Origin of the sequence: Actinosynnema sp. ALI-1.44 (assembly GCF_001984155.1) — a bacterium.
In the GTDB taxonomy this organism is placed as follows: domain Bacteria; phylum Actinomycetota; class Actinomycetes; order Mycobacteriales; family Pseudonocardiaceae; genus Kibdelosporangium.
Genome location: NZ_MTQO01000054.1, coordinates 982,241 through 1,001,185 on the forward strand (window position 1 = coordinate 982,241; position 18,945 = coordinate 1,001,185).

Annotated in this window: 17 protein-coding genes and 1 pseudogene; 5 read left to right on the forward strand and 13 right to left on the reverse strand. The window is 67.9% G+C overall.

What is annotated here, in order from left to right; all coding sequences use genetic code 11:
• Positions 1–10: 10 nt before the first annotated feature.
• On the reverse strand, positions 11–529 hold the full coding sequence (locus ALI144C_RS51335; protein WP_076994543.1) for a DUF402 domain-containing protein: 519 nt from the start codon (positions 527–529) through the stop codon (positions 11–13).
• Between the two features lie 166 nt (positions 530–695).
• Positions 696–1,304, reverse strand: a complete 609-nt coding sequence (locus tag ALI144C_RS51340) for a DUF402 domain-containing protein (RefSeq protein ID WP_237774707.1) — start codon at positions 1,302–1,304, stop codon at positions 696–698.
• Positions 1,305–1,421: 117 nt separating this feature from the next.
• On the opposite strand from ALI144C_RS51340, the gene ALI144C_RS51345 reads away from it, so the two are divergent.
• The 3 genes and pseudogenes from ALI144C_RS51345 to uvrB all read left to right on the forward strand — a co-directional run bounded on the left by ALI144C_RS51345 (position 1,422) and on the right by uvrB (position 5,937).
• Positions 1,422–2,633: a DUF5685 family protein gene (locus ALI144C_RS51345; RefSeq protein ID WP_076994902.1), complete on the forward strand. Its 1,212-nt coding sequence runs from the start codon at positions 1,422–1,424 to the stop codon at positions 2,631–2,633.
• A 37-nt stretch (positions 2,634–2,670) separates the two neighbouring features.
• Positions 2,671–3,519 (forward strand): annotated as a pseudogene (locus tag ALI144C_RS51350) (DUF5685 family protein); the annotation flags it as partial.
• 249 nt (positions 3,520–3,768) lie between these two features.
• The gene (uvrB, locus tag ALI144C_RS51355; protein WP_076994545.1) at positions 3,769–5,937 is read left to right on the forward strand and encodes an excinuclease ABC subunit UvrB; all 2,169 of its coding nucleotides are present in this window, start codon (positions 3,769–3,771) and stop codon (positions 5,935–5,937) included.
• Between the two features lie 821 nt (positions 5,938–6,758).
• Here the strand turns inward: uvrB and ALI144C_RS51360 are convergent.
• The 3 genes from ALI144C_RS51360 to ALI144C_RS51370 form a co-directional block, all read right to left on the reverse strand.
• Complete coding sequence (locus tag ALI144C_RS51360) at positions 6,759–7,430, reverse strand: maleylpyruvate isomerase family mycothiol-dependent enzyme (RefSeq protein ID WP_076994546.1); 672 nt, start codon at positions 7,428–7,430, stop codon at positions 6,759–6,761.
• A 392-nt stretch (positions 7,431–7,822) separates the two neighbouring features.
• Positions 7,823–8,173 (reverse strand): MmcQ/YjbR family DNA-binding protein, encoded by a 351-nt coding sequence (locus tag ALI144C_RS51365; protein ID WP_076994547.1) that lies wholly within the window; start codon positions 8,171–8,173, stop codon positions 7,823–7,825.
• A 31-nt stretch (positions 8,174–8,204) separates the two neighbouring features.
• Complete coding sequence (locus tag ALI144C_RS51370; RefSeq protein ID WP_083754106.1) at positions 8,205–8,684, reverse strand: nitroreductase/quinone reductase family protein; 480 nt, start codon at positions 8,682–8,684, stop codon at positions 8,205–8,207.
• Between the two features lie 86 nt (positions 8,685–8,770).
• Between ALI144C_RS51370 and ALI144C_RS51375 the strand changes: the two genes are divergently transcribed.
• Positions 8,771–9,400, forward strand: coding sequence for a TetR/AcrR family transcriptional regulator (locus tag ALI144C_RS51375; protein WP_076994904.1), 630 nt, complete (start codon positions 8,771–8,773; stop codon positions 9,398–9,400).
• A 60-nt stretch (positions 9,401–9,460) separates the two neighbouring features.
• Here the strand turns inward: ALI144C_RS51375 and argG are convergent, their stop codons facing one another.
• Positions 9,461–10,906, reverse strand: a complete 1,446-nt coding sequence (gene argG / locus ALI144C_RS51380) for an argininosuccinate synthase (protein WP_076994548.1) — start codon at positions 10,904–10,906, stop codon at positions 9,461–9,463.
• A 64-nt stretch (positions 10,907–10,970) separates the two neighbouring features.
• On the reverse strand, positions 10,971–11,468 hold the full coding sequence (locus tag ALI144C_RS51385) for a hypothetical protein (protein ID WP_076994549.1): 498 nt from the start codon (positions 11,466–11,468) through the stop codon (positions 10,971–10,973).
• A 62-nt stretch (positions 11,469–11,530) separates the two neighbouring features.
• Between ALI144C_RS51385 and ALI144C_RS56160 the strand changes: the two genes are divergently transcribed.
• Entirely contained in the window at positions 11,531–11,674 is a 144-nt protein-coding gene (locus ALI144C_RS56160; RefSeq protein ID WP_168211554.1) for a hypothetical protein, read from the forward strand.
• On the opposite strand, the gene ALI144C_RS51390 is transcribed toward ALI144C_RS56160, so the two are convergent.
• The 6 genes from ALI144C_RS51390 to ALI144C_RS51415 all read right to left on the reverse strand — a co-directional run bounded on the left by ALI144C_RS51390 (position 11,656) and on the right by ALI144C_RS51415 (position 18,941).
• On the reverse strand, positions 11,656–13,023 hold the full coding sequence (locus ALI144C_RS51390; RefSeq protein WP_083754107.1) for an AMP-binding protein: 1,368 nt from the start codon (positions 13,021–13,023) through the stop codon (positions 11,656–11,658). The two genes, ALI144C_RS56160 and ALI144C_RS51390, sit on opposite strands and share 19 nt — an antisense overlap.
• Before the next feature lie 2 nt (positions 13,024–13,025).
• Positions 13,026–13,565: a hypothetical protein gene (locus ALI144C_RS51395; RefSeq protein ID WP_076994550.1), complete on the reverse strand. Its 540-nt coding sequence runs from the start codon at positions 13,563–13,565 to the stop codon at positions 13,026–13,028.
• Complete coding sequence (locus ALI144C_RS51400; RefSeq protein WP_202819241.1) at positions 13,562–15,238, reverse strand: hypothetical protein; 1,677 nt, start codon at positions 15,236–15,238, stop codon at positions 13,562–13,564. The genes ALI144C_RS51395 and ALI144C_RS51400 overlap by 4 nt, the downstream gene beginning before the upstream one ends.
• Positions 15,235–16,152 (reverse strand): hypothetical protein, encoded by a 918-nt coding sequence (locus ALI144C_RS51405; protein ID WP_076994552.1) that lies wholly within the window; start codon positions 16,150–16,152, stop codon positions 15,235–15,237. The genes ALI144C_RS51400 and ALI144C_RS51405 overlap by 4 nt, the downstream gene beginning before the upstream one ends.
• Positions 16,140–17,708, reverse strand: a complete 1,569-nt coding sequence (locus tag ALI144C_RS51410) for a MoxR family ATPase (RefSeq protein ID WP_202819242.1) — start codon at positions 17,706–17,708, stop codon at positions 16,140–16,142. Before ALI144C_RS51410 ends, ALI144C_RS51405 begins: the two co-directional genes overlap by 13 nt.
• A gap of 306 nt (positions 17,709–18,014) precedes the next feature.
• The gene (locus ALI144C_RS51415; protein WP_076994553.1) at positions 18,015–18,941 is read right to left on the reverse strand and encodes an ABC transporter permease; all 927 of its coding nucleotides are present in this window, start codon (positions 18,939–18,941) and stop codon (positions 18,015–18,017) included.
• Positions 18,942–18,945: the final 4 nt, after the last annotated feature.

The following is an 18,945-nucleotide window of genomic DNA, read 5'->3' on the forward strand; positions in this document are numbered from 1 at the left end:
TCCGTCGTCCCTAGAACGGTGGCCACACCTCGAAAACGTGGTGGCCGGTCAGCCAAGCGCTCAGGTCGTGCCGGTAGTAGCTGAGTTCTTCCAACGTCTTGTGCACGGTCCGCAGCGCGAGATCCGCGTCGCCGTTGCGCAGGACCCGCCCCGCCACCGCGGCGGCGAACTCCTCGGAGCGCACGATCCGTGCCGCGCAACCCGGTGCCGACGACAGGCCGAGCAACAGGTCCGTCGTCCGCCACATGGTGCCCTCGCGGGTGATTCGGGCGGCGGTCAGCACGCTCGGGCCGGACCGCGCGTGGCGCGACCGGGGGCGCTGCTGGGTCAGTCTGACGTTGATCCCCGGCAGGAGCCACGTCACTTCGGAGTCGTAGAACGGATCCTCCGGTGTCGGGCACTCCACCCGCAGTCCCCAGCGTTCCTCCTGGCACGTCCGGAGGCGCCGGGAAGTACCGGACGAGTACCTGCGAACCGCGGAAACCGTGTCGACGAAGTCGACCAGCTGCGGGGTGATAGTGGTGCCCACGCGGCCCGAGGGTAGTCGGGACGGTGCGGTGCGTGATCACCCCGGTTTCATTCGTTACATCACGGCTTGTGATCAGCCGGGTATCGATCTGTGAGCGGCTCGCGATTGGGCCGAAAGGCGGTTGACAAGATCAACAAGTCGGTTGTACGTGTGTCGCCACACCAGTTCAATTCCGGGGTTTGCCCTGGTCCTGCCACGTCAGGTCGATACCGAGCGAGGCCAGCCACGCGTCCGTGTCGTAGCCGTGCCGGGTGATCCCGTCGACCGTGCGGTAGGTCCGCTCCAGCGCCCGCCGCGCGGTCTCGGCGTCGATCAGCCGGGCGGTCAGCGCCGCCAGGAGCTCGTCGGTGTCCACGACTTCGAGGCGCTCGCCGGTGTGGACGTGGATGTCCAGGTAGACGTCGACCATCCGCCAGACCGGGCCGTGCGCGCCGGTGTGCTCGCCGAACTCGGGATCCACCTCGACCAGATCGATGTAGACGTCCTCGCCCTTCGGGATGCCCGGGTGGCGGTGCCACCGGGTGACCCGCAGGCCGAGGTCGGGCAGGAGCCACGATTCGATATAGGCGAGCTTCGGGTGGCCCTCCATCTTGCGCGCCATGAACAGACCGAAATGCTCCAGCCGGTATTCGTCCACCGTGCGCCGGAAGCCCTTGGGATCGATGTTCTCCATGGCCTTGACGTCGAACAGCTCCACCTTGGGCCGGTGGATGTGCGGTGCGGCGTCAGGGCTGATCCTCGGGCGGGCGACGGGGAGGAAGTAGTCGGAGCTCACCTGGTCATGGTGCCTACGCCGAGCGGATCACCGCACCCTCCGCAAAGGGGGTTTGCGCGTCCGATCGGGTGATTACCGGCTACGATGCCGATCTTCCGACCGGGGGGTATGGCATTCATGTTCGGGATCATCCGACCTTGTCGTCATCGGCTTTCACCGACGCTGCGCACTTCGTGGATGGCCCACCTCTGCGGCCTCTGCCTGGCATTACGCGACGATCACGGGCAATTGGCGCGGACCGTCACGAATTACGACGGTCTCGTGGTGTCGGTCCTCGTCGAGGCCCAGTCCACCGTCCCGGCCAGGCGCACGGCGGGGCCGTGCCCCCTTCGGGCGATGCAACCCGCGTCCGTCGCACAGGGTGACGGTGCCCGGCTGGCCGCCTCGGTGTCCCTCGCCCTGGCGTCGGCGAAGATCAGCGACCACGTGGCCGACGGCGACGGCGTCTTCGGCAGGCGCGGAGTTTCCCAAGCGGCGCGACGCGTCGCCAACCGGTGGGCGGCACAGGGCGCGCGGACCGGCGAGCGGATCGGCTTCGACACCGCCGTCCTGCTCGACGCCGTGGGGCAGCAGCCCGCCGTGGAGAGCTCCCTCGTTCGTGGCGACTCGCTGCTGATGGCCACACACCCGACGGAAACCGCGGCCGCCGCGGCCTTCGCGCACACCGCGATCCTCAGCGGGCGACCGCAGAACGTCACCGCCCTGTCCGAGGCGGGCAAGTTGTTCGGGCGGATCGCGCACCTGCTCGACGCGGTGGAGGACCTCGAGGAGGACCGCGCCACCGGCGCCTGGAACCCGCTGCTGGCAACGGGAACCACCCGGGAGGAAGCCCGCAGGCTCTGCGACGACGCCATGCTCGGCGTGCGGCTGGCGTTGCGGGAGGCGGAGTTCACCGACAGCAAGCTCATCCACGTCCTGCTCGCGCACGAACTCGACCACGCCATCAAGCGCGCCTTCGGCGACGTGCACGGACCCGGCAACGGTCACAGCCATGGGCACCCGGGCGGACCGCAGTACCCGCAGCAGCCACCGCCGCCGTATCAGCAGCCGCCCGGAAAGAAGCCCAACCGCAAGGAACGGCGTGAGGACAAGCGCCGCGACTGGCACCAGCAGGGTTGGCAGCGGCCGAACCGCAGTTGGGGCGCGGCCTGCGGCATCGCCCTCTTCATGTTCTGCACATGCCAGTACTGCTGCGGCAACCCGTACCACGATCCGTGGACCGGTGAGCCGAAGGAAGGCTGGTGCTACAACTGCGACTGCTGCGATTGCTGTGACTGTTGCAACTGTGACTGTTGCGACGGTTGTGACTGCTGCGATTGTTCCTGTTAGTCGTCGATCACCAGCTCGATCTCCAGGGGGAATCGGAATGTTCGGGATCATCAGACCGTGTCGTCATCGGCTTCCTGTGTTGCACGGGACATGGCTCGCGCACTTATGCGGGTTGTGCCTGACGCTGCGTGACGAGCACGGCCAGTTGGCTCGTGCCGTGACCAACTACGACGGCCTGGTGATCTCCGTGCTCGTGGAGGCGCAGTCCGACGGTGCCGCGAATCGGCGCACCGCCGGGCCGTGCCCGCTGCGCGCGATGCGGTCCGCGTCGGTCGCGCAAGGTGACGGTGCTCGGTTGGCCGCCGCCGTGTCGCTTGTACTCGCCTCAGCCAAGATGACCGACCACGTCGCCGACCGGGACGGTGCGATGCGCCGTCCCGGTGCTCCCGCTGTCGCGCGGCTCGTTGCCAAGCGGTGGGCGGCACAGGGCACGACGTCCGCGTCCGCGGTCGGTTTCGACACGGCTGTCCTGCTGGACGCTGTCGCCCGGCAGTCCACCGTCGAGTCGTCGGCGGTGTCCCTGCTGGACGCGACCGAGCCGACGGAAACCGCTGCGGCCGCCGCGTTCGCGCATACCGCCGTGGTGAGTGGTCGTCCGGCCAACGCGACCGCGCTGGCCGAGGCCGGGCGGCTGTTCGGCCGGATCGCGCACCTCGTCGACGCCGTCGAAGACCTCGACGGCGACGGTGCCGCCGGCGCGTGGAACCCGTTGACCGCAACCGGTGCGTCCCTCGCCGAGGCTCGTCGGCACTGCGACGACGCCGCGCTCGGGATGCGCCTGGCGCTGGACGAGGCCGACTTCGCCGACGGCCGGCTCGTGCGCGCCCTGCTCGTCGACGAAGTCGAGCACGCCATCCACCGGGCGTTCGCGCATGCCTCCGGGGGGCCGCGCAAGAAGAACAAGAAGAAGGAGAAAGCTGACCACAGCAGTCACCTGGGTGCGGACATCGGTTCGGGTGCTGCGGAGATCGCCGCAGGCCGGGCGGGCCGGGGATGCTGTGCGCACTGCGACTGCTGCGGCTGCTGTGACGGCTGCGGCTAGCGCACCCGTCCCACGGGTCACACCAGCCCCGGTTTTCAAGCCCTGACCTGGGTCGGAGCAAAACTGTCGGTGGGCGGACGTAGAGTCTTCGGCGTGGCATTCGCGACCGAGCACCCAGTGATCGCCCACTCCGAGTTCCGGCCGGTGAGCGAGATCCCGCGCGCCTCCAAGACCTTCGAGGTGGTGAGCGAGTACCAGCCCGCCGGCGACCAGCCTGCCGCCATCGAGGAGCTGGAACGCAGGCTCAAGGCGGGCGAGAAGGACGTGGTGCTGCTCGGCGCGACCGGCACGGGCAAGTCGGCGACCACCGCGTGGCTGATCGAGCGGGTCCAGCGGCCCACGCTCGTGCTGGCGCCGAACAAGACGCTGGCCGCCCAGCTGGCCAACGAGCTGCGCGAGTTGTTCCCGCACAACGCGGTCGAGTACTTCGTCAGCTACTACGACTACTACCAGCCCGAGGCGTACATCCCGCAGACGGACACGTACATCGAGAAGGACTCGTCGATCAACGACGACGTCGAGCGACTGCGGCACTCGGCCACGTCGAACCTGCTGTCCCGGCGGGACGTGATCGTCGTCGCCTCGGTGTCCTGCATCTACGGCCTGGGCACGCCGCAGTCGTACCTCGACCGGTCGATCGAGGTGCGCGTGGGGCAGGAGCTGGAGCGCGAGGCGCTGCTGCGCGCGCTGGTGGACGTCCAGTACACCCGCAACGACCTGGCCTTCGCCCGTGGCACGTTCCGGGTGCGCGGCGACACCATCGAGATCATCCCGGCCTACGAGGAGCTGGCCGTCCGGATCGAGATGTTCGGCGACGAGATCGACAAGCTCTACTACCTGCACCCGCTCACCGGCGACATCGTCAAGGAGGTCGACGAGCTGCGGATCTTCCCGGCCACGCACTACGTCGTCGGTCCCGAGCGGATGGAGAAGGCGATCGTCGCGATCGAGAAGGAGCTCGAGCAGCGGCTGGCGGAGTTCGAGCGGCAGGGCAAGCTGCTGGAGGCGCAGCGGCTGCGGATGCGCACCACCTACGACATCGAGATGATGCGCCAGGTCGGCTTCTGCTCGGGCATCGAGAACTACTCGCGGCACATCGACGGCCGCGAAGCCGGTTCCGCGCCCGCGACGCTGATCGACTACTTCCCCGATGACTTCCTGCTCGTCATCGACGAGTCCCACGGCACCGTGCCGCAGGTCGGCGGCATGTACGAGGGCGACGCGTCCCGCAAGCGCAACCTGGTCGAGCACGGCTTCCGGCTGCCCAGCGCGCTGGACAACCGGCCACTGACCTGGGAGGAGTTCCAGGACCGGATCGGCCAGACGGTGTACCTGTCGGCGACACCGGGCCCGTACGAGATGGGCCAGACCGGCGGCGAGTTCGTCGAGCAGGTGATCCGGCCGACCGGCCTGATCGACCCCGAGGTGATCATCAAGCCGACCAAGGGCCAGATCGACGACCTGGTCGGCGAGATCCGCGAGCGCGCGGAGAAGGACGAGCGCGTCCTGGTCACCACCCTGACCAAGAAGATGGCCGAGGACCTGACCGACTACCTGCTGGAGCTCGGCATCAGGGTGCGCTACCTGCACTCCGAAGTGGACACCCTGCGCCGGGTGGAGTTGCTGCGGCAGCTGCGATCCGGCGACTTCGACGTCCTGGTCGGCATCAACCTGCTGCGCGAGGGCCTCGACCTGCCCGAGGTGTCCCTGGTGGCCATCCTGGACGCGGACAAGGAAGGCTTCCTGCGGTCGGGCACGAGCCTCATCCAGACGATCGGCCGCGCGGCCCGTAACGTCTCCGGCCAGGTCCACATGTACGCGGACAAGATGACCGCGGCGATGCAGCACGCGATCGACGAGACGAACCGCCGTCGCGACAAGCAGATCGCGTACAACAAGGAACGCGGCATCGACCCGCAGCCGCTGCGCAAGAAGATCGCCGACATCCTCGACCGCGTCTACCAGGAAGCGGACGACGAAGATGTGGCGGTCGGCGGCTCGGGCCGCAACGCCTCCCGTGGCAAGAAACCCACGGGGGAGAAGGGCGTTCCGGCGACCGGCGGCAAGAGCTCGGGTGTGCGGTCCGACCGCGACATCAGCAAGATGCCCCGCGCGGAGCTGGCCGATCTCGTCGCCCAGTTGACCGACCAGATGATGAACGCGGCGAGGGACCTGCAGTTCGAGCTGGCCGCCCGTCTGCGCGACGAGATCCACGACCTGAAGAAGGAACTGCGAGGCATGGACGCCGCGGGCATCAAGTAGCACAACAGGCATGCCGCAGCCCTCCGACCCCCGAACGTAACTGGGGGCTAGGGGCGCAACGGACATGGCCGTGGGGCATTCGCCGTGGATGTGCCATCCCTGACAGGTCGACGGTCGGCAGAGCGGGCTATGCGCCGAGGACGATCAATCACGTTTTGACTGTGGTGCACGGCTTTTACGCGTTCCATGGCCAGTTCGGCACTGGAGCCTGATCCTCTGGAATCCCTGGTTTGTTCTGGGCGGGCTCGTCGTGTCACTGGCGACTCGTCAGTTCCAGCGCGCCTGAAACATCGCAACGCTATTCGGCATGAGCGGATGTTGCCGTCGGTCTGAGTGCCCGAACTACGCACGAACCACAGCAGTACCACGCGCGTGATCAACTTGACAAGTGCAGAGAAATTTCGATAAGCGCAAGGTCGAACTCGGCTCCTGCGGACGCCCGTACGGGACGAGCTGCCAGCATGAGCACCCGGTCCGCGCAGTTGCATGTGAACCCGAAAATGCTGCGCCCGTCTCGACGAATTGGAGTCCGACTTGGAGGAGCGGAGGAAACGCGCCACGACCGAGGGATGGCTGGGGGAGATCGGGGGTGTGGACCTCACACTCCAGTGCCTGCGCGACAGCGCGCCGACGCACTGCGGCTCACCCGGATCGCCCGCCAGGTCGACCTCGGCACGGGCGTTGGGCGGGTAACCACGCGGGTTGGCGGGCACCGTTTGGCTCTGGAGGGTCAGCTGATGTGGCTGGCAACTCAGCTGGGTGCGCCCTGCGCCGGCCGGGGCGGCAGCGTGTGCCGTCGCTGTGCATCTGCGGCGCATTGCCTATTTCGGTGTGGACGTGTCATGTGCGGGTGAACGGTCGCGCAGTGTGGGAACCCCGTCCCCGTGGAGTTCGTCGCAGAACCTGGTGCGACCGGTCATGGCCATGATCAGTGCGAGGGTGCGGCCGGACACCAGAGGGCCTTCTCCGGAGGTGAAGGGGCCATCGGTGGCGACGAGGCGCAGGCCCTTGACCCGCGTCTTGGCAACAACTACCTGGTCGGTGCTCCGGTAGTACTCGGCGATCCGGGTGAGCGTCGCGATCGGGGAGTCGTGGCGGATACCCAGCGGGTGGCGGATGTCCTCCCCGTGGACGATCGTTTCGCCGAGCATCGCGATGACCGGCAGCGGCGGCTTGGACTTGCTGGCGACGGCGCGGCGGAACCGGTCGAGTGTCTCGGCGGGAGCGTCGCCGAGCTGTTCGGCTAGGCGCATGGCCACTTGCTTGTCGAAGTCGAAGCGGCAGCGCACCACTCCGGCGAACCAGCGGAGACCGTTCAGGTTCGCTCCGGCGGTCAGGTGGGCCAGCACCTCGCGCACGGACAGGTCGCTGCACAACGAACGGGTGGACCACTGCTCGTCCGTAAGGTGCATCACGTCGGTTGCGAGAGCGGCGCGTTCGGCGTGCACCAGCGGCCAGATCTCGACGGGGCGGCGGCTGTGCGTGTCGACCATCGTAGTGGTCCTTCCTTGTCGATCAGGGCTGTCATCGGGTGAGACCGCTGCCATCGGGCAGAATCGTCGGTGATGGACGACACTTTTTCCGAGCAGGTCGCCCAGCCGTGGGGGTCGATCGCCAGCTTCAGGATGTCCGATGTGACCGACCGCCAGCCACTCTTGATCAGGTCGTCTTTGCCGCGCTGTTCGAGCAACCCACGCCACAGCGACGACGAGGGGATCCACGCCTGAGGAACGGGGCGTATGCAGGATCCACAGCTCAGGTCGTACGGAAAGAGAAGCTGGTGGGCAAAAGATCGACTTGGAGGAGTATCGCCGCAGGTGCATTACACGAGAGAAGGAGCGACTCTTCCCGGATTTGATCAGTGCCCCGAGTCGCGCTGTCACATTCACTCGGTCAGACGAGCTTCGTACTCCGCGATCACCTTCTTGGGCACGCACATCCGCCACGCCTCGACGACGAGCTCACGCATCTCCTGCTCGTCGATCGCCGCGAGCCACACCTGGACCCAGTTGAACCGCTCGTCGGACTTCGACGGCGGGAAGAACTTGTCCGGCTCGCCGCTGATCAACGCGTCCCGTTCCGCCCGGGGAAAGGCGAAACCCATCGTCATCTCGTCCCGCGACAACCCGACGTACACGATCTGCCCGATCCGGAACTTGACCCGATCCCGCACGATCGCCTCATACGACCGCGGCAGCGACAACGCCACCTGGCGGATCTGCTCAACGGTGACCATGCCCGGCAAACTACCCAACGGGTCTGACAAATCAACTGCCGTCGTGTACACGCTCCAACACGACGACGGGGGTCTGCCTGCCCGAGGCTGCCTCGAACTCGGCGAACTTCGGGATGAGCGCGATCTCTTTCGCCCAGATCCGCTCGCGTTCCGCCCCTTGTGCGAGTCGCGCGACTACAGGCACTTCCTCCGCGTCCGCCTCGACCGTGGCGCGGGGGTTCGCCATCAGATTGATGTACCACGCCGGATGGCGTGGGCTGCCGCCGTAAGTGCCGAAGACAGCCCAGTTGTCGCCGACCGGTTGGTAGAACAGCGGGCTGATCCGTTCGCGCCCCGTCTTCGCCCCGGTGTGGTGCACCAGGATGAGCGGCATACCCGGCGCGTCGAGCCCGGGAACCGGCGGTGGAACTGGGCGGCCCGCGGCGAACTCCTCGTCGGTGCTCCACGCCGCGTACCCGGCGTTCGCTCGGACCTCGGCGATGATCCGCTCGTTCCAGTTGTTGATGTCCATGACGTTCCCTTGTTATCCGGAGCACTTGCTCCTCAAAGTAGCACAACGCGGAGCATGTGCTCCGGATAAGCGGTATGCTCGGGAGCATGGCAGTGGGTGGGTCGGACGGTGAATCGGCGGGGGTCACCCGGCGACGGGCGCCGCGCGTGGACGCGATCCGCAATCGGGAAGCGATCATCGAGGCCGCCGCCGACGTACTGGCCGAACAGGGCACCGCGGTGGACGTGCGGGAGATCGCCCGCCGCAGCGGGGTGGGCATGGGTACCCTCTACCGGCACTTCCCGAAGAAGGAAGACCTCGTGCACACGGTCCTGCGCAAGGACTTCACGGAGTGGGCGGAGTCCGCCCGTCAGGCGGCGATCGACGCCGAGGACCCCTGGGCCGCGCTGGCCGACTTCTACCGGCAGGCCCTGGCAGGCAGCGCGCGCCACCGCGCGATCATGGAGAACTTCGCGCTGACCTGGTCGACCCCGGACCTGGATGGCATCAATCAACTCCGGGTCGTCCTCGAGGAACTCCGCGTCCGGGCCGCGGGCCTGCTGCGCCCCGGCGTGACCACCGACGACCTGCTGCTCCTGCTGGTCTCACTGGGGCACGCCGTGGAGATCACCGACGAGTGCCGTCCGCAGCTGTGGAACAGGCTGCTGCACATCAGTCTTGACGGCCTGCGCGCCGACCACCACGAACCACTACCCGGTGACGCCGCACCGGTGTAGGCCAGCGTCAGATGAAAGAGGCCGACCTCGTTCGGAGGTCGGCCTCAGTGGTGTCCGTGCTTAGTCGTTGCCTGCTTCGAGGGCCGCGTGGTCCAGCAGTTCCGCGTCGTCGTTCGGGGCCGCGCCGCGGTCGACGATCGCCTCGGCGCCGCCCTCGGGCATCGCGCCGATCAGTTCGGTCTGCGGCAGCGGGGCGATCAGCATCGTGTGCTGCGTCCCGACCATGCCGAGCCCGGCGTACTGCTCCAGCCGCGACCGCGAGTCGGCGATGTCCAAGTTGCGCATGGTCAGCTGGCCGATCCGGTCGACCGGGCCGAAAGCCGCGTCTTCCGTCCGCTCCATCGACAGCTTGTCCGGGTGGTAGCTGAACGACGGCCCGGTCGTGTCCAGGATCGAGTAGTCCTCGCCCCTGCGCAGGCGCAGCGTCACCTCTCCGGTGATGGCCATGCCGACCCAGCGCTGCAACGACTCGCGGACCATCAGCGCCTGCGGGTCCAGCCAGCGGCCCTCGTACATCAGACGCCCGAGCCTGCGGCCCTCGCTGTGGTAGGTCGCCAGGGTGTCCTCGTTGTGGATCGCGTTGACCAGACGCTCGTAGGCCGCGTGCAGCAGGGCCATGCCCGGCGCTTCGTAGATGCCGCGGCTCTTGGCCTCGATGATCCGGTTCTCGATCTGGTCGGACATGCCCATGCCGTGCCGTCCGCCGATCGCGTTGGCTTCGAGCACCAGGTCGACCTGGGTGGCGAACTCCTTGCCGTTGATGGACACCGGCCGGCCCTGGTCGAAGCCGATGGTGACGTCCTCCACCGGGATCTCCACCCGCGGGTCCCAGAACCGGACACCCATGATCGGTTGGACGATCTCGATGTCGGTGTTCAGGTGCTCCAGGGACTTGGCCTCGTGCGTGGCGCCCCAGATGTTGGCGTCGGTCGAGTAGGCCTTCTCGGTGCTGTCGCGGTACGGCAGGTCACGCGCGAGCAGCCACTCGGACATCTCCTTGCGGCCGCCGAGCTCGGTCACGAAGTCCGCGTCCAGCCACGGCTTGTAGATCCGCAGCGACGGGTTGGCCAGCAGGCCGTAGCGGTAGAACCGCTCGATGTCGTTGCCCTTGAAGGTCGAGCCGTCGCCCCAGATCTGCACGTCGTCCTCGAGCATCGCGCGCACCAGCAGCGTGCCGGTGACCGCGCGGCCGAGCGGCGTCGTGTTGAAGTACGTACGGCCGCCGGTGCGGATGTGGAACGCCCCGCAGGCCAGCGCCGCGAGACCTTCCTCGACCAGCGCGGCACGGCAGTCGACGAGACGGGCGATCTCGGCGCCGTACGAGTGGGCGCGGCCGGGCACCGAGTCGATGTCCGGCTCGTCGTACTGGCCGATGTCAGCGGTGTAGGTGCACGGCACCGCACCCTTTTCGCGCATCCACGCGACAGCGACCGACGTATCGAGGCCACCGGAGAAGGCGATCCCGACACGTTCACCGACAGGCAGAGAAGTCAGCACCTTGGACACGCCGACAATTATGCACGCCAATGTATGGTCATGCAAAGGCGGTGGGTGAGAGCGGGGTCACGGCTCACTTGGCGTGCTGGTCCGGCGCGCGCCGGACCACGTCCATCTCCTGCCGCAAGCGCCAGCTCGTGTCGTCCGCCGAGACCAGGTTGCGCCAGTGGTAGGACGTCGGCGTGATCGACGAGAAGATCCACCGCACCGACCGGCCGTCGGCCTGGCGGCCGGACAGCACGATCTCGTCGCCTACCGCGCGGGCGACGAACTGCTGCACGTAACCGGAGGTCGGACCGATCCACGTGGACCGCCACGCCGTGATCCGCGGGTCGTAGAACCGGACGGTCATGCCGAACTCCCGGCCGGGCACGATCCACACGTCCTGGATCGCCCGGCCCCGCAACGCCCAGCCGAAGTGCCATTCACCCGGCATGGTCCTGGTCGTGCCGTCCTCGAAGTAGTCGGTCACGGTCAAGTCCCACGAACCGACGAACTGACCGAACAGCATCAGTTCGGCCGCGTGGTCCGGGTGCGGCCCATCGGCCGCGACGATCTCGGCGACATTCACGCGTCCAGCATCGGTCGGTGCGCCGTCGCTGTCTTGAAGATCCTTGCGTTCACAGCCGTTCGGTGATGGGTGTCGGCGGCAGGCTGGCCGTGGTGCTCGCGTTCACCTTCGCCGACGGCGTGATCACCGAGATCGACGTGATCGGCGACCGGGACCGGCTCAGCGCCGCCGACCTCTCGGTGCTGCCTCAGACGTCAGAGGTGTAGCGCTGGGGCTTGGTGGCCTTGGCGAGGTTGTCCAGGGTGACCTTCAGCGGGATGTCACCCATCAACGCCGTCAGCGCGCGTGCGATCACGTCCGGGCCCGGGGCGCCTGTCTCATGCACCGACAACGTCAACGCGCCGTCGGAACCCTGGTGCAGCTGCCACGCGACCAGGCCGAGCGGCGACAGGACGTGGGTGATCTCGATGGAGTTCACCCACGAACCGTTGGTACGCCGGTATCGAACCGGTGCGCGGCCGTCCAAACCGACCAGCACAGGGCCGTAACGCCAGTCCAGCGCGGCGTGATCACCGGTGCGGTAGCGCAGCAACGGCAGGAGCGGGTTCTCGCCGCACGTCACCGTCACCTCGCCGACCACACCGGGCTCGCAGCGCCTGCCGTTCTCGTCGAGGATCTCCACGTACAGCCGACGCGGCAGGATCCGGTGCACGTCGTGGTCACGCCACGCGATCAACCCGGCCTCGGTGATCCCGTACAGGTCGATCACCGGGCAGCCGAACCGGTTCTCCAGCCGTCGCCGGAGCGTGTCGCTCAACGACATCGCGCCGCTGATGACGGCTTTCGGCTTGTGCCGCAACGGGAGTTCGGCCAGCGCCGCCAGCGAAACGGGGTTCCCGGTGAACACCTCGGGTGCGCAGCTGTCCAAGAAGGACACGCGGTCGTCCGGCGTGCGCCAGCCGGACGGGTCCAGGTTGACCTTGACGATCCCGGCGCCGTCGAGATAGCCGGAGACCGAGGCGAACTGGTACGCCACCGGCTGCGCGTAGACGTTCGCCAACGACACCGTGTTCGCCCCGCCGGAGAACGCGACGCCGTGCCTGGCCAGCACGTACTCGATCACGGGCAGGTCGAGCGCGTTGAACTCGGGGCTCATCGGCACCGTCGCCGCCGGGCCCCGTGACCCCGACGTCCGGTACACGATGAGGTCGGCCAGGTCCGCGTCGTCCGGGACGCACTCGAAAGCCCTTGCCAGCAGGTCGATCCGGTCGGTGAGCGGCACGTCGGCGAACCGCCGTGGCGTGGTGCGCCCGCGATACCGCGGCACGGTCCGGTAGACCCGGTCGACCAGGTCCGCTACCCACGGCGGTTCCTGCGTGGACGTCCAGCCGTGGTACCCGGCCCGCAGAGTGTCCTGATAGGACTTCAAGGCGGCGATCGATTCGCTGGTCAACCGGTCACCGCAGGCGTGGTTGTACAGCGGGGCGGACGGGTGCGCGCGCAACCGGTCCAGCATGGCGCGGCCGTTCTCGGTCAACGACGGCCAGCGTTCCGCGTCGGTCAACGCCGTCGCGGCCATCGGCACGTAGTCGGGGACCGGGTAGTCGTCGCGCATGATCACACCTGGCTGTAGCGGGCAGCCGCCTCGCGGGCCCGTTCCGCTTCCATCGCCCTGCGCACGGCGTCGGCCCGCTGCTCGGCGGCCTTGGCCGCCTCGAGCACCTCGTACCGCCGCACACTGTCCACTGTAGCCAAACGGTCCGCCGCCTGCTCGGCTGTCTCCCCGGACGGCATCACAGCGAGGGCGAGCATCGCCAGCCTGGCCAGTTCCTCGCGCCGGTCCGGGTCGTGCACGAACCGCCGCGGCTCGACCAGGTCCGCCAGCCTCGGCAGGTCGTCGCGCAGGAACCTGACCAGCGGCTCGTGGTCGACCACGGCACCGAACGACGGGTCGGCCACGAGCCAGCAGGTGATCAGCACGAGCTCACGCCACCGCGGGTTCATGGCCACAAAGGGTCGTGCCGTGACGCTGTCAAGGCCAACCTTGCCCGCCGAGGTCAGCACGTCGGAGATCACCGCGGGCGCGAACGCCGTGTCGCCGAGGAAGTCGTTCGGCGTCTCGGCGAGGCGCCGGGTGAGCGTGGACAGGACGATCACGCGGTGCTCCGTTCGTACTGGGCCCGGCTGAAAGCGGCGGCGAAGTCCACCAGATCCTGCCACCGGGACACGCGGTGCACGTCCCAGTCCGGCATCAGCTCGCGGATCCTGGCTTCGTGGAACTCCGTCAGGTTCAGCACCAGCGTGCCACCCGCACCCGCGTCCGCCAGCGCGCGTGCGGCGATCTCACTGCCGGGCCTGCCGAACTCGTCGGTCAGCTTGACCATCGTGTCCACCCCGTCGTCGGAGATGACCACGATGTGCGCCGGGTCCGTGCGTTCCTCCTCCAGGTAGGTCCTGCGCAGCATGTGCAACGGGAACGCCGTGCCACGACCGAAGTACCCGGTGAGGACACGCAGGATGTCGTCCTCGTCGCGGACGAAACCCTTCGTGGTCACGAAATCCCTGGTGCCCGACCAGAGCGTCGCCTGGACCCGTGCGCCGACCCGCAACGCCGACAGCGCCAGGATCGCGCCCGCCAGCGTCAGGTACGACACGGTCTGGCGCGGATCGGGCATCGAACCCGACGAGTCGACGTACAGGTCCAGGTCGACTGGGCGGCGGGACTTCTCCGTGCCCTCGGTCGTACCGAGCACGGATTGCACCGTGGTGATTCCCGGGATGACCACGGGCGAGCGGGTCGCGGTGGCGAGCCAGTCGACCGCTTCGAGCGGCTCGCCGACGTCCCACGCGGTGTGCTCCTCCGGCAACGGTTCGACCGCGAGCGGCTTGGTGCGTACGGGAAAGCGAACCAGGTGCGGGGTGGCGCGTTCCCGGTAGTAGCGGGCCGCCATGTCCTGCGCCGAGAGGGTGATCCCCAGCTGGCTCAGGATCTGGCCGTATTCGTACGGTTCGCGGAACTGGCCCTCGCCGGACGGGTGCGGCTCGTCGGCGGGCGCGTCCCGCGGTACGAACTCGTTCACCTCCGGGTCGAGCGCAGGGTGCACGATCACCGCGTCGTCCTGGGCGGTGAGACCCGGGATGTGCGTTTCATCGCCGACCACGCCGATGCACACACGTCCGCGTGCGCCGGCCAACGCGTCCCCATCCGCGGTGAGGTAGCGGAAGCACAGCGCGGCGAACCCGCCTGCGCCCCGCAGCCAGTCGGTCGCGTACACGCGCACCAGCCGGGCACACAGCTGTGCGTCGCCTTCGATGTCCTCGGTGACCTCACCCCTGGTCAGGGTGCCGGACTTCAGCGACCACAGGATCTCGTAGGCGCGCATGTAGAACGTCCACAACGTGGACGGCTCGGCAGTGGTGATCCGCTCGTACAACTCGGCCATCCGCAGTCCCCGGCTGCGCTGCAGGCGGTCGTTGATCAGCATGTCCGCGTACAGGTTGGCGACCAGTGGCGCGGCCTTCTCGAAGCCCGGGACGCCACGGCGGACACGCGAGAGCAACCGCGCGTTGTCGGCCAGGTCGGCCGGGCACAGCACGTGGTGGCCGATCTCGTGCGCCATCACCTCGACGGGCATGTCGGTCAGCCCCAGCTCGGCGACCGCCTGCATGTCGAGCACGACCGTCCGGTCGTCCAGCCGGAACATCGCGAAGCTGCCGGTCAGCCCGGCTTTCCGCGCGTCCGGTGTGGACGCGCGGTAGTCCGGGTCGTGGACTTTGGTGAACCTGCCCCACGCCCGCAGCGCCTCCGGCCACTTCTCGCGCCAGTTCAAGAGTGCGCCACGAACATGATCGAATGGGTCCACGGTGTCGTGACCGCCAGTGTGTTGGACCAGGACGTCCAACTGGTCGCGCCCGCGAGCTGCCGGAAGACGCGCGACTCGCCGTTGCAGGACACGGCCCCGTCTCGGGACAGGGTGAGCGTCGGGGCCTGGTGTTGTGGCGTTGCGTTGTCAGCCCTGCGCAGTGCGCCACCGTAGGCATCCGCGTGTACGCGCCAGGTGTGTGCGCCGTCCGTGGCGTGCAACCGTCCTTCGTGGAGGAACACCGTGGGCGGGCGGGTGAACGTGCCACCGAAGCCGCGGAACGCGCCTAATTTGCGCACGATCCGCAGGCCACGGTTGGTGGGCGACCACCACGGGTCGGCTCGCAGCTGGTCGACGTCGTCGGTGAAGGTGAATCCCCGCAGCGTGCCGGGTGCCAACCGGCTGGCGACATCGAGCGCCGATTCCCGCAGCGCGGCCAGCCCACAGACCCACGCCAGGACCACGCCGAGGTCCAGCAAGGACTCGACCGTCTCCAGCGACCTGCTGTAGTACTCCAGGTACGTGATCCACTTGTGTGTCGTGGTGCCTGGCTCGGACTCCAGGTGGTGCAGCGCGTTCGCCAACGCCACCGAGACCCGCGCCGGGTCCATTCCGACGAACCGCGCCTGGTTGAGCAGGACCCGGTGCAACGAGACGGGCAGGCGGCCGTGGGTGGCGAGCGACAGGTCCATCAACGCGTCCGTGACCTCGATCGGATCGCCACCGGCCGCGTTCACGATCGGACTGACGAACACCCTCAGGTGCTCGAGGAAAGCGTTTGCGTCCAGGTTCTTCGACCGGTGCCTGGCCAGCCGGAACTGGGCGTTGTACCGGTCACGATGAGCGGCCAGCGCCTTGAGAAAGGGAGTTACTTCTTCCATCGGAGCCACGACCGGTAGTTCACGTAACGCTGGTGCAGGTACTTCAACGCCAACGCGTCGTCGTAGACGTGCCCGTAGAGCTTGCGGTCGCGGCTCCACTCGGCCAGCAGCGACTCGATCCTGCCGAGCCGTCGCTCCACTTCGGTCTCGCCCACGTCGTCGAGGCCCAGTTCGAACTCGGCGAGCAGGTCACCGACCGGGTCGTGCACGTCGAGGTCGAGCCGGTCGTACTCGGCGCAGGCCCGTTCGAACAACGACCGGATCCAGCTGACCCGGTCGGTCCGGTATGGACGCTGACCGGGCTCGTCGAACGACGGCGACTGGTCGTTGGGTTTGAGCTTGTCGTGCAGCACGAACGGCAGCACCGAAGCCAGGTCGTCCAGACCGACCTCGGGACGGCCGCGGAAATACGCCAACGCCTTGGCGTACGTCAGAACACTCTGCAACGACCGCACGGACAACCCAGTGAGCGTCTGGGCGCCGAGGTCAGCCAGGCGGTCGCGGCCGGTCTCGCTCGCCGACAGCAGGTGCACGTCCACCCCGGCGAGGTTCGCGGTGTCCTTGGTCCGGTACTCGAACTGCTCGCCCGCGGGTTCGAGCAGTTCGAACTGGGCGGCGAAGAACTCCAGCCTGCGCCGCACCTCCTTCGGCAGCGGCACGCGCAGGATCTCGGCGTGCATCCGGTCGTGCTCGGCCTCGGTGAACACGATCTCCGGCGGCACGACCTCCTCCGGCCGCAACCGCTGCTCGACCCGTTCCTGCAGTTCACCGAGGAACCGGGAGTTGAACGCCAACGCGTGCACCACCACGTCGATGCGGTCCTTGAGCGCCTCGATGACCTGGTACGTGCCGCCGCCGCTGTCGTCGTTGGCCGTGAGGTACCAGGCCGAGTCGGCGGACTCGTAGATCTGGTCGAACACCTCGGCGTACCCGTCGGACATGAGTGTCAGCAACGCCGACTGGGTGCGGGTGGGGATGCGGTTGTACTCGTCGACGATCTTGACCCGCATGCCCAGCCAGGTTCGCCAGGCGACGTCGATATCCGCCAGCCGCTCGGCCTTGATGAGATCTCCGGGCAGGGGAGTGCCCAGCATGTCGGAAATCGTCAGCTGCGGGTGCCCGTGCTGCATCGCCCTGCGCACGTCCCGCAACGGGTATCCGGCGAGCATACCCATCAGGATCGCGCTGGCCGTCTTGCCCCGGCCGGGCCCGCCGACCAGCAGACACCGGCGCCGCGTGGCGAACGTGAGCAGCGGGACGAGCACGAAGCTGGAGTAGCTCTGCCCGCTCGGCAGCGACAGCCGCGCCTTGCTGTCCCCGAGGTGGTAGCTCGCCCCCGGCCCCTCGGCGAACTCCAGGTCGTAGTGCGGGCTGATGATCGCGTGGTTGACGATCCAGAAGTACGCCTTACGCAGCTTCTCGTCCAAGGACACGGCCGGCGCGCTGCCGAGGCTCAACGGAGTCTCGTACAGCGCGGCGACGTCGAACTCGTCCTGCGGTGGCGCGGTGCCCGGCAGCGTCGGCGACTGCGACACATGCCGGTAGGTCTGGTTCACCAGCACATAATGCCGGTTCTGCTCGTGTGGTGTGGCCGGTTCCCCACCACCTGCCTGGTGTCAGACGGGCTGACCGACTTCGTCGAGGAAGGCCCTGAGCCGACCAGGGTCGCGTCCGGTGGGCGACCTGGTGGCCGCGCGCGAGCAGGAGCCGAGCGGTTGCGGCGCCGATTCCGCTCGTGCCCCGGGTGAATCAGGACCGTCTTTCCAGCGGTCGGTGATGCGCCGGAGTCAGTGAGTGAGGTGTTCAACGGCCGGAAAGGGCGACCACCTCGGCGAGGCGGTCGCCCTTCCCCCTGCGCGGTGCTAGCTCGTGATGTCCTTGCGCGTGAACTTGCGGACGGCGAGAAACCCGAAGAACGCCGCGAAGCACACGGCCGAGAACGCGCCCCTCGTCATCTCCGACCAGTCGATGTCGGTGGAGATCAGGTCTGACCAGGCGAACGCGTAGTGCGTGGGCAGGTAGTTGCGCAGGTCCTCCAACGCGGTGATCTGGTCGAGGATCTGCGAGACGATCGCGACCAGCACCGTGCCGCCGACCGCGCCGAGTGGAGCGTCGGTGGACACCGAGAGGAACAACGCCAACGCGGCCACCCACAGCAGGTTGATCGCGATGTAGATGGTCGCCGCGTAGATGGCTGTGACGCCGTCGCCGAACGACACCGCGTCGCCGGTCGGACTGACCGCTTCGCCCGCGCCGTACCAGATCACGCCGATCAGCAACGACACCGACGGCAGCAGCAACAGCGCGAACAACGACAGGATCCCTGACGTGATCGCCTTCTGCGCGATCAGCCGATGCCGCGGGATCGGCATCGCCAGCAGGTACTTCAGGCTCGACCAGGACGCTTCACTCGCGATCGTGTCGCCGAAGAAGATCGCCACGATCATCGGCAGCAGGAACGTGCCCGACACGAACAACGCGAACACCACGAAGTTCGGCGCACTCGCCACCGCGAGGTCGACGAACGTGCCCTGCCTGCGGTTCGGGTTGGACTGTCCGATCTGGAACGCGATCACCAGCACGACCGGCAGCAGCACGAGCAGGCCCAGCATCAACTGGGTCCGGCGCCTGCGCAGTTGCCTGGCCAGCTCCACCCGGATCCTGAGGGTGCGGCTCGCCTTGTAGCCGACGACCGACCCGTCCGGCTGGACTTTCAGGTGTTCGTGGGAGGCCGCTTCCTCCATCGCCCCGATGGCCGTGGGGTCAGTGTGCACATTGTTGGTACTCACGCCT

What these genes read in the sequence shown, in the direction of transcription:
- ALI144C_RS51390 (WP_083754107.1), bottom strand. Translation starts at nt 13,023, where the DNA reads ATGCGCGACGACTACCCGGTCCCCGACTACGTGCCGATGGCCGCGACG.
- ALI144C_RS51370 (WP_083754106.1), bottom strand. Translation starts at nt 8,684, where the DNA reads ATGGACATCAACAACTGGAACGAGCGGATCATCGCCGAGGTCCGAGCG.
- ALI144C_RS51360 (WP_076994546.1), bottom strand. Translation starts at nt 7,430, where the DNA reads ATGGTCGACACGCACAGCCGCCGCCCCGTCGAGATCTGGCCGCTGGTG.
- ALI144C_RS51375 (WP_076994904.1), top strand. Translation starts at nt 8,771, where the DNA reads ATGGCAGTGGGTGGGTCGGACGGTGAATCGGCGGGGGTCACCCGGCGA.
- ALI144C_RS51345 (WP_076994902.1), top strand. Translation starts at nt 1,422, where the DNA reads ATGTTCGGGATCATCCGACCTTGTCGTCATCGGCTTTCACCGACGCTG.
- ALI144C_RS51365 (WP_076994547.1), bottom strand. Translation starts at nt 8,173, where the DNA reads ATGGTCACCGTTGAGCAGATCCGCCAGGTGGCGTTGTCGCTGCCGCGG.
- ALI144C_RS51405 (WP_076994552.1), bottom strand. Translation starts at nt 16,152, where the DNA reads ATGGAAGAAGTAACTCCCTTTCTCAAGGCGCTGGCCGCTCATCGTGAC.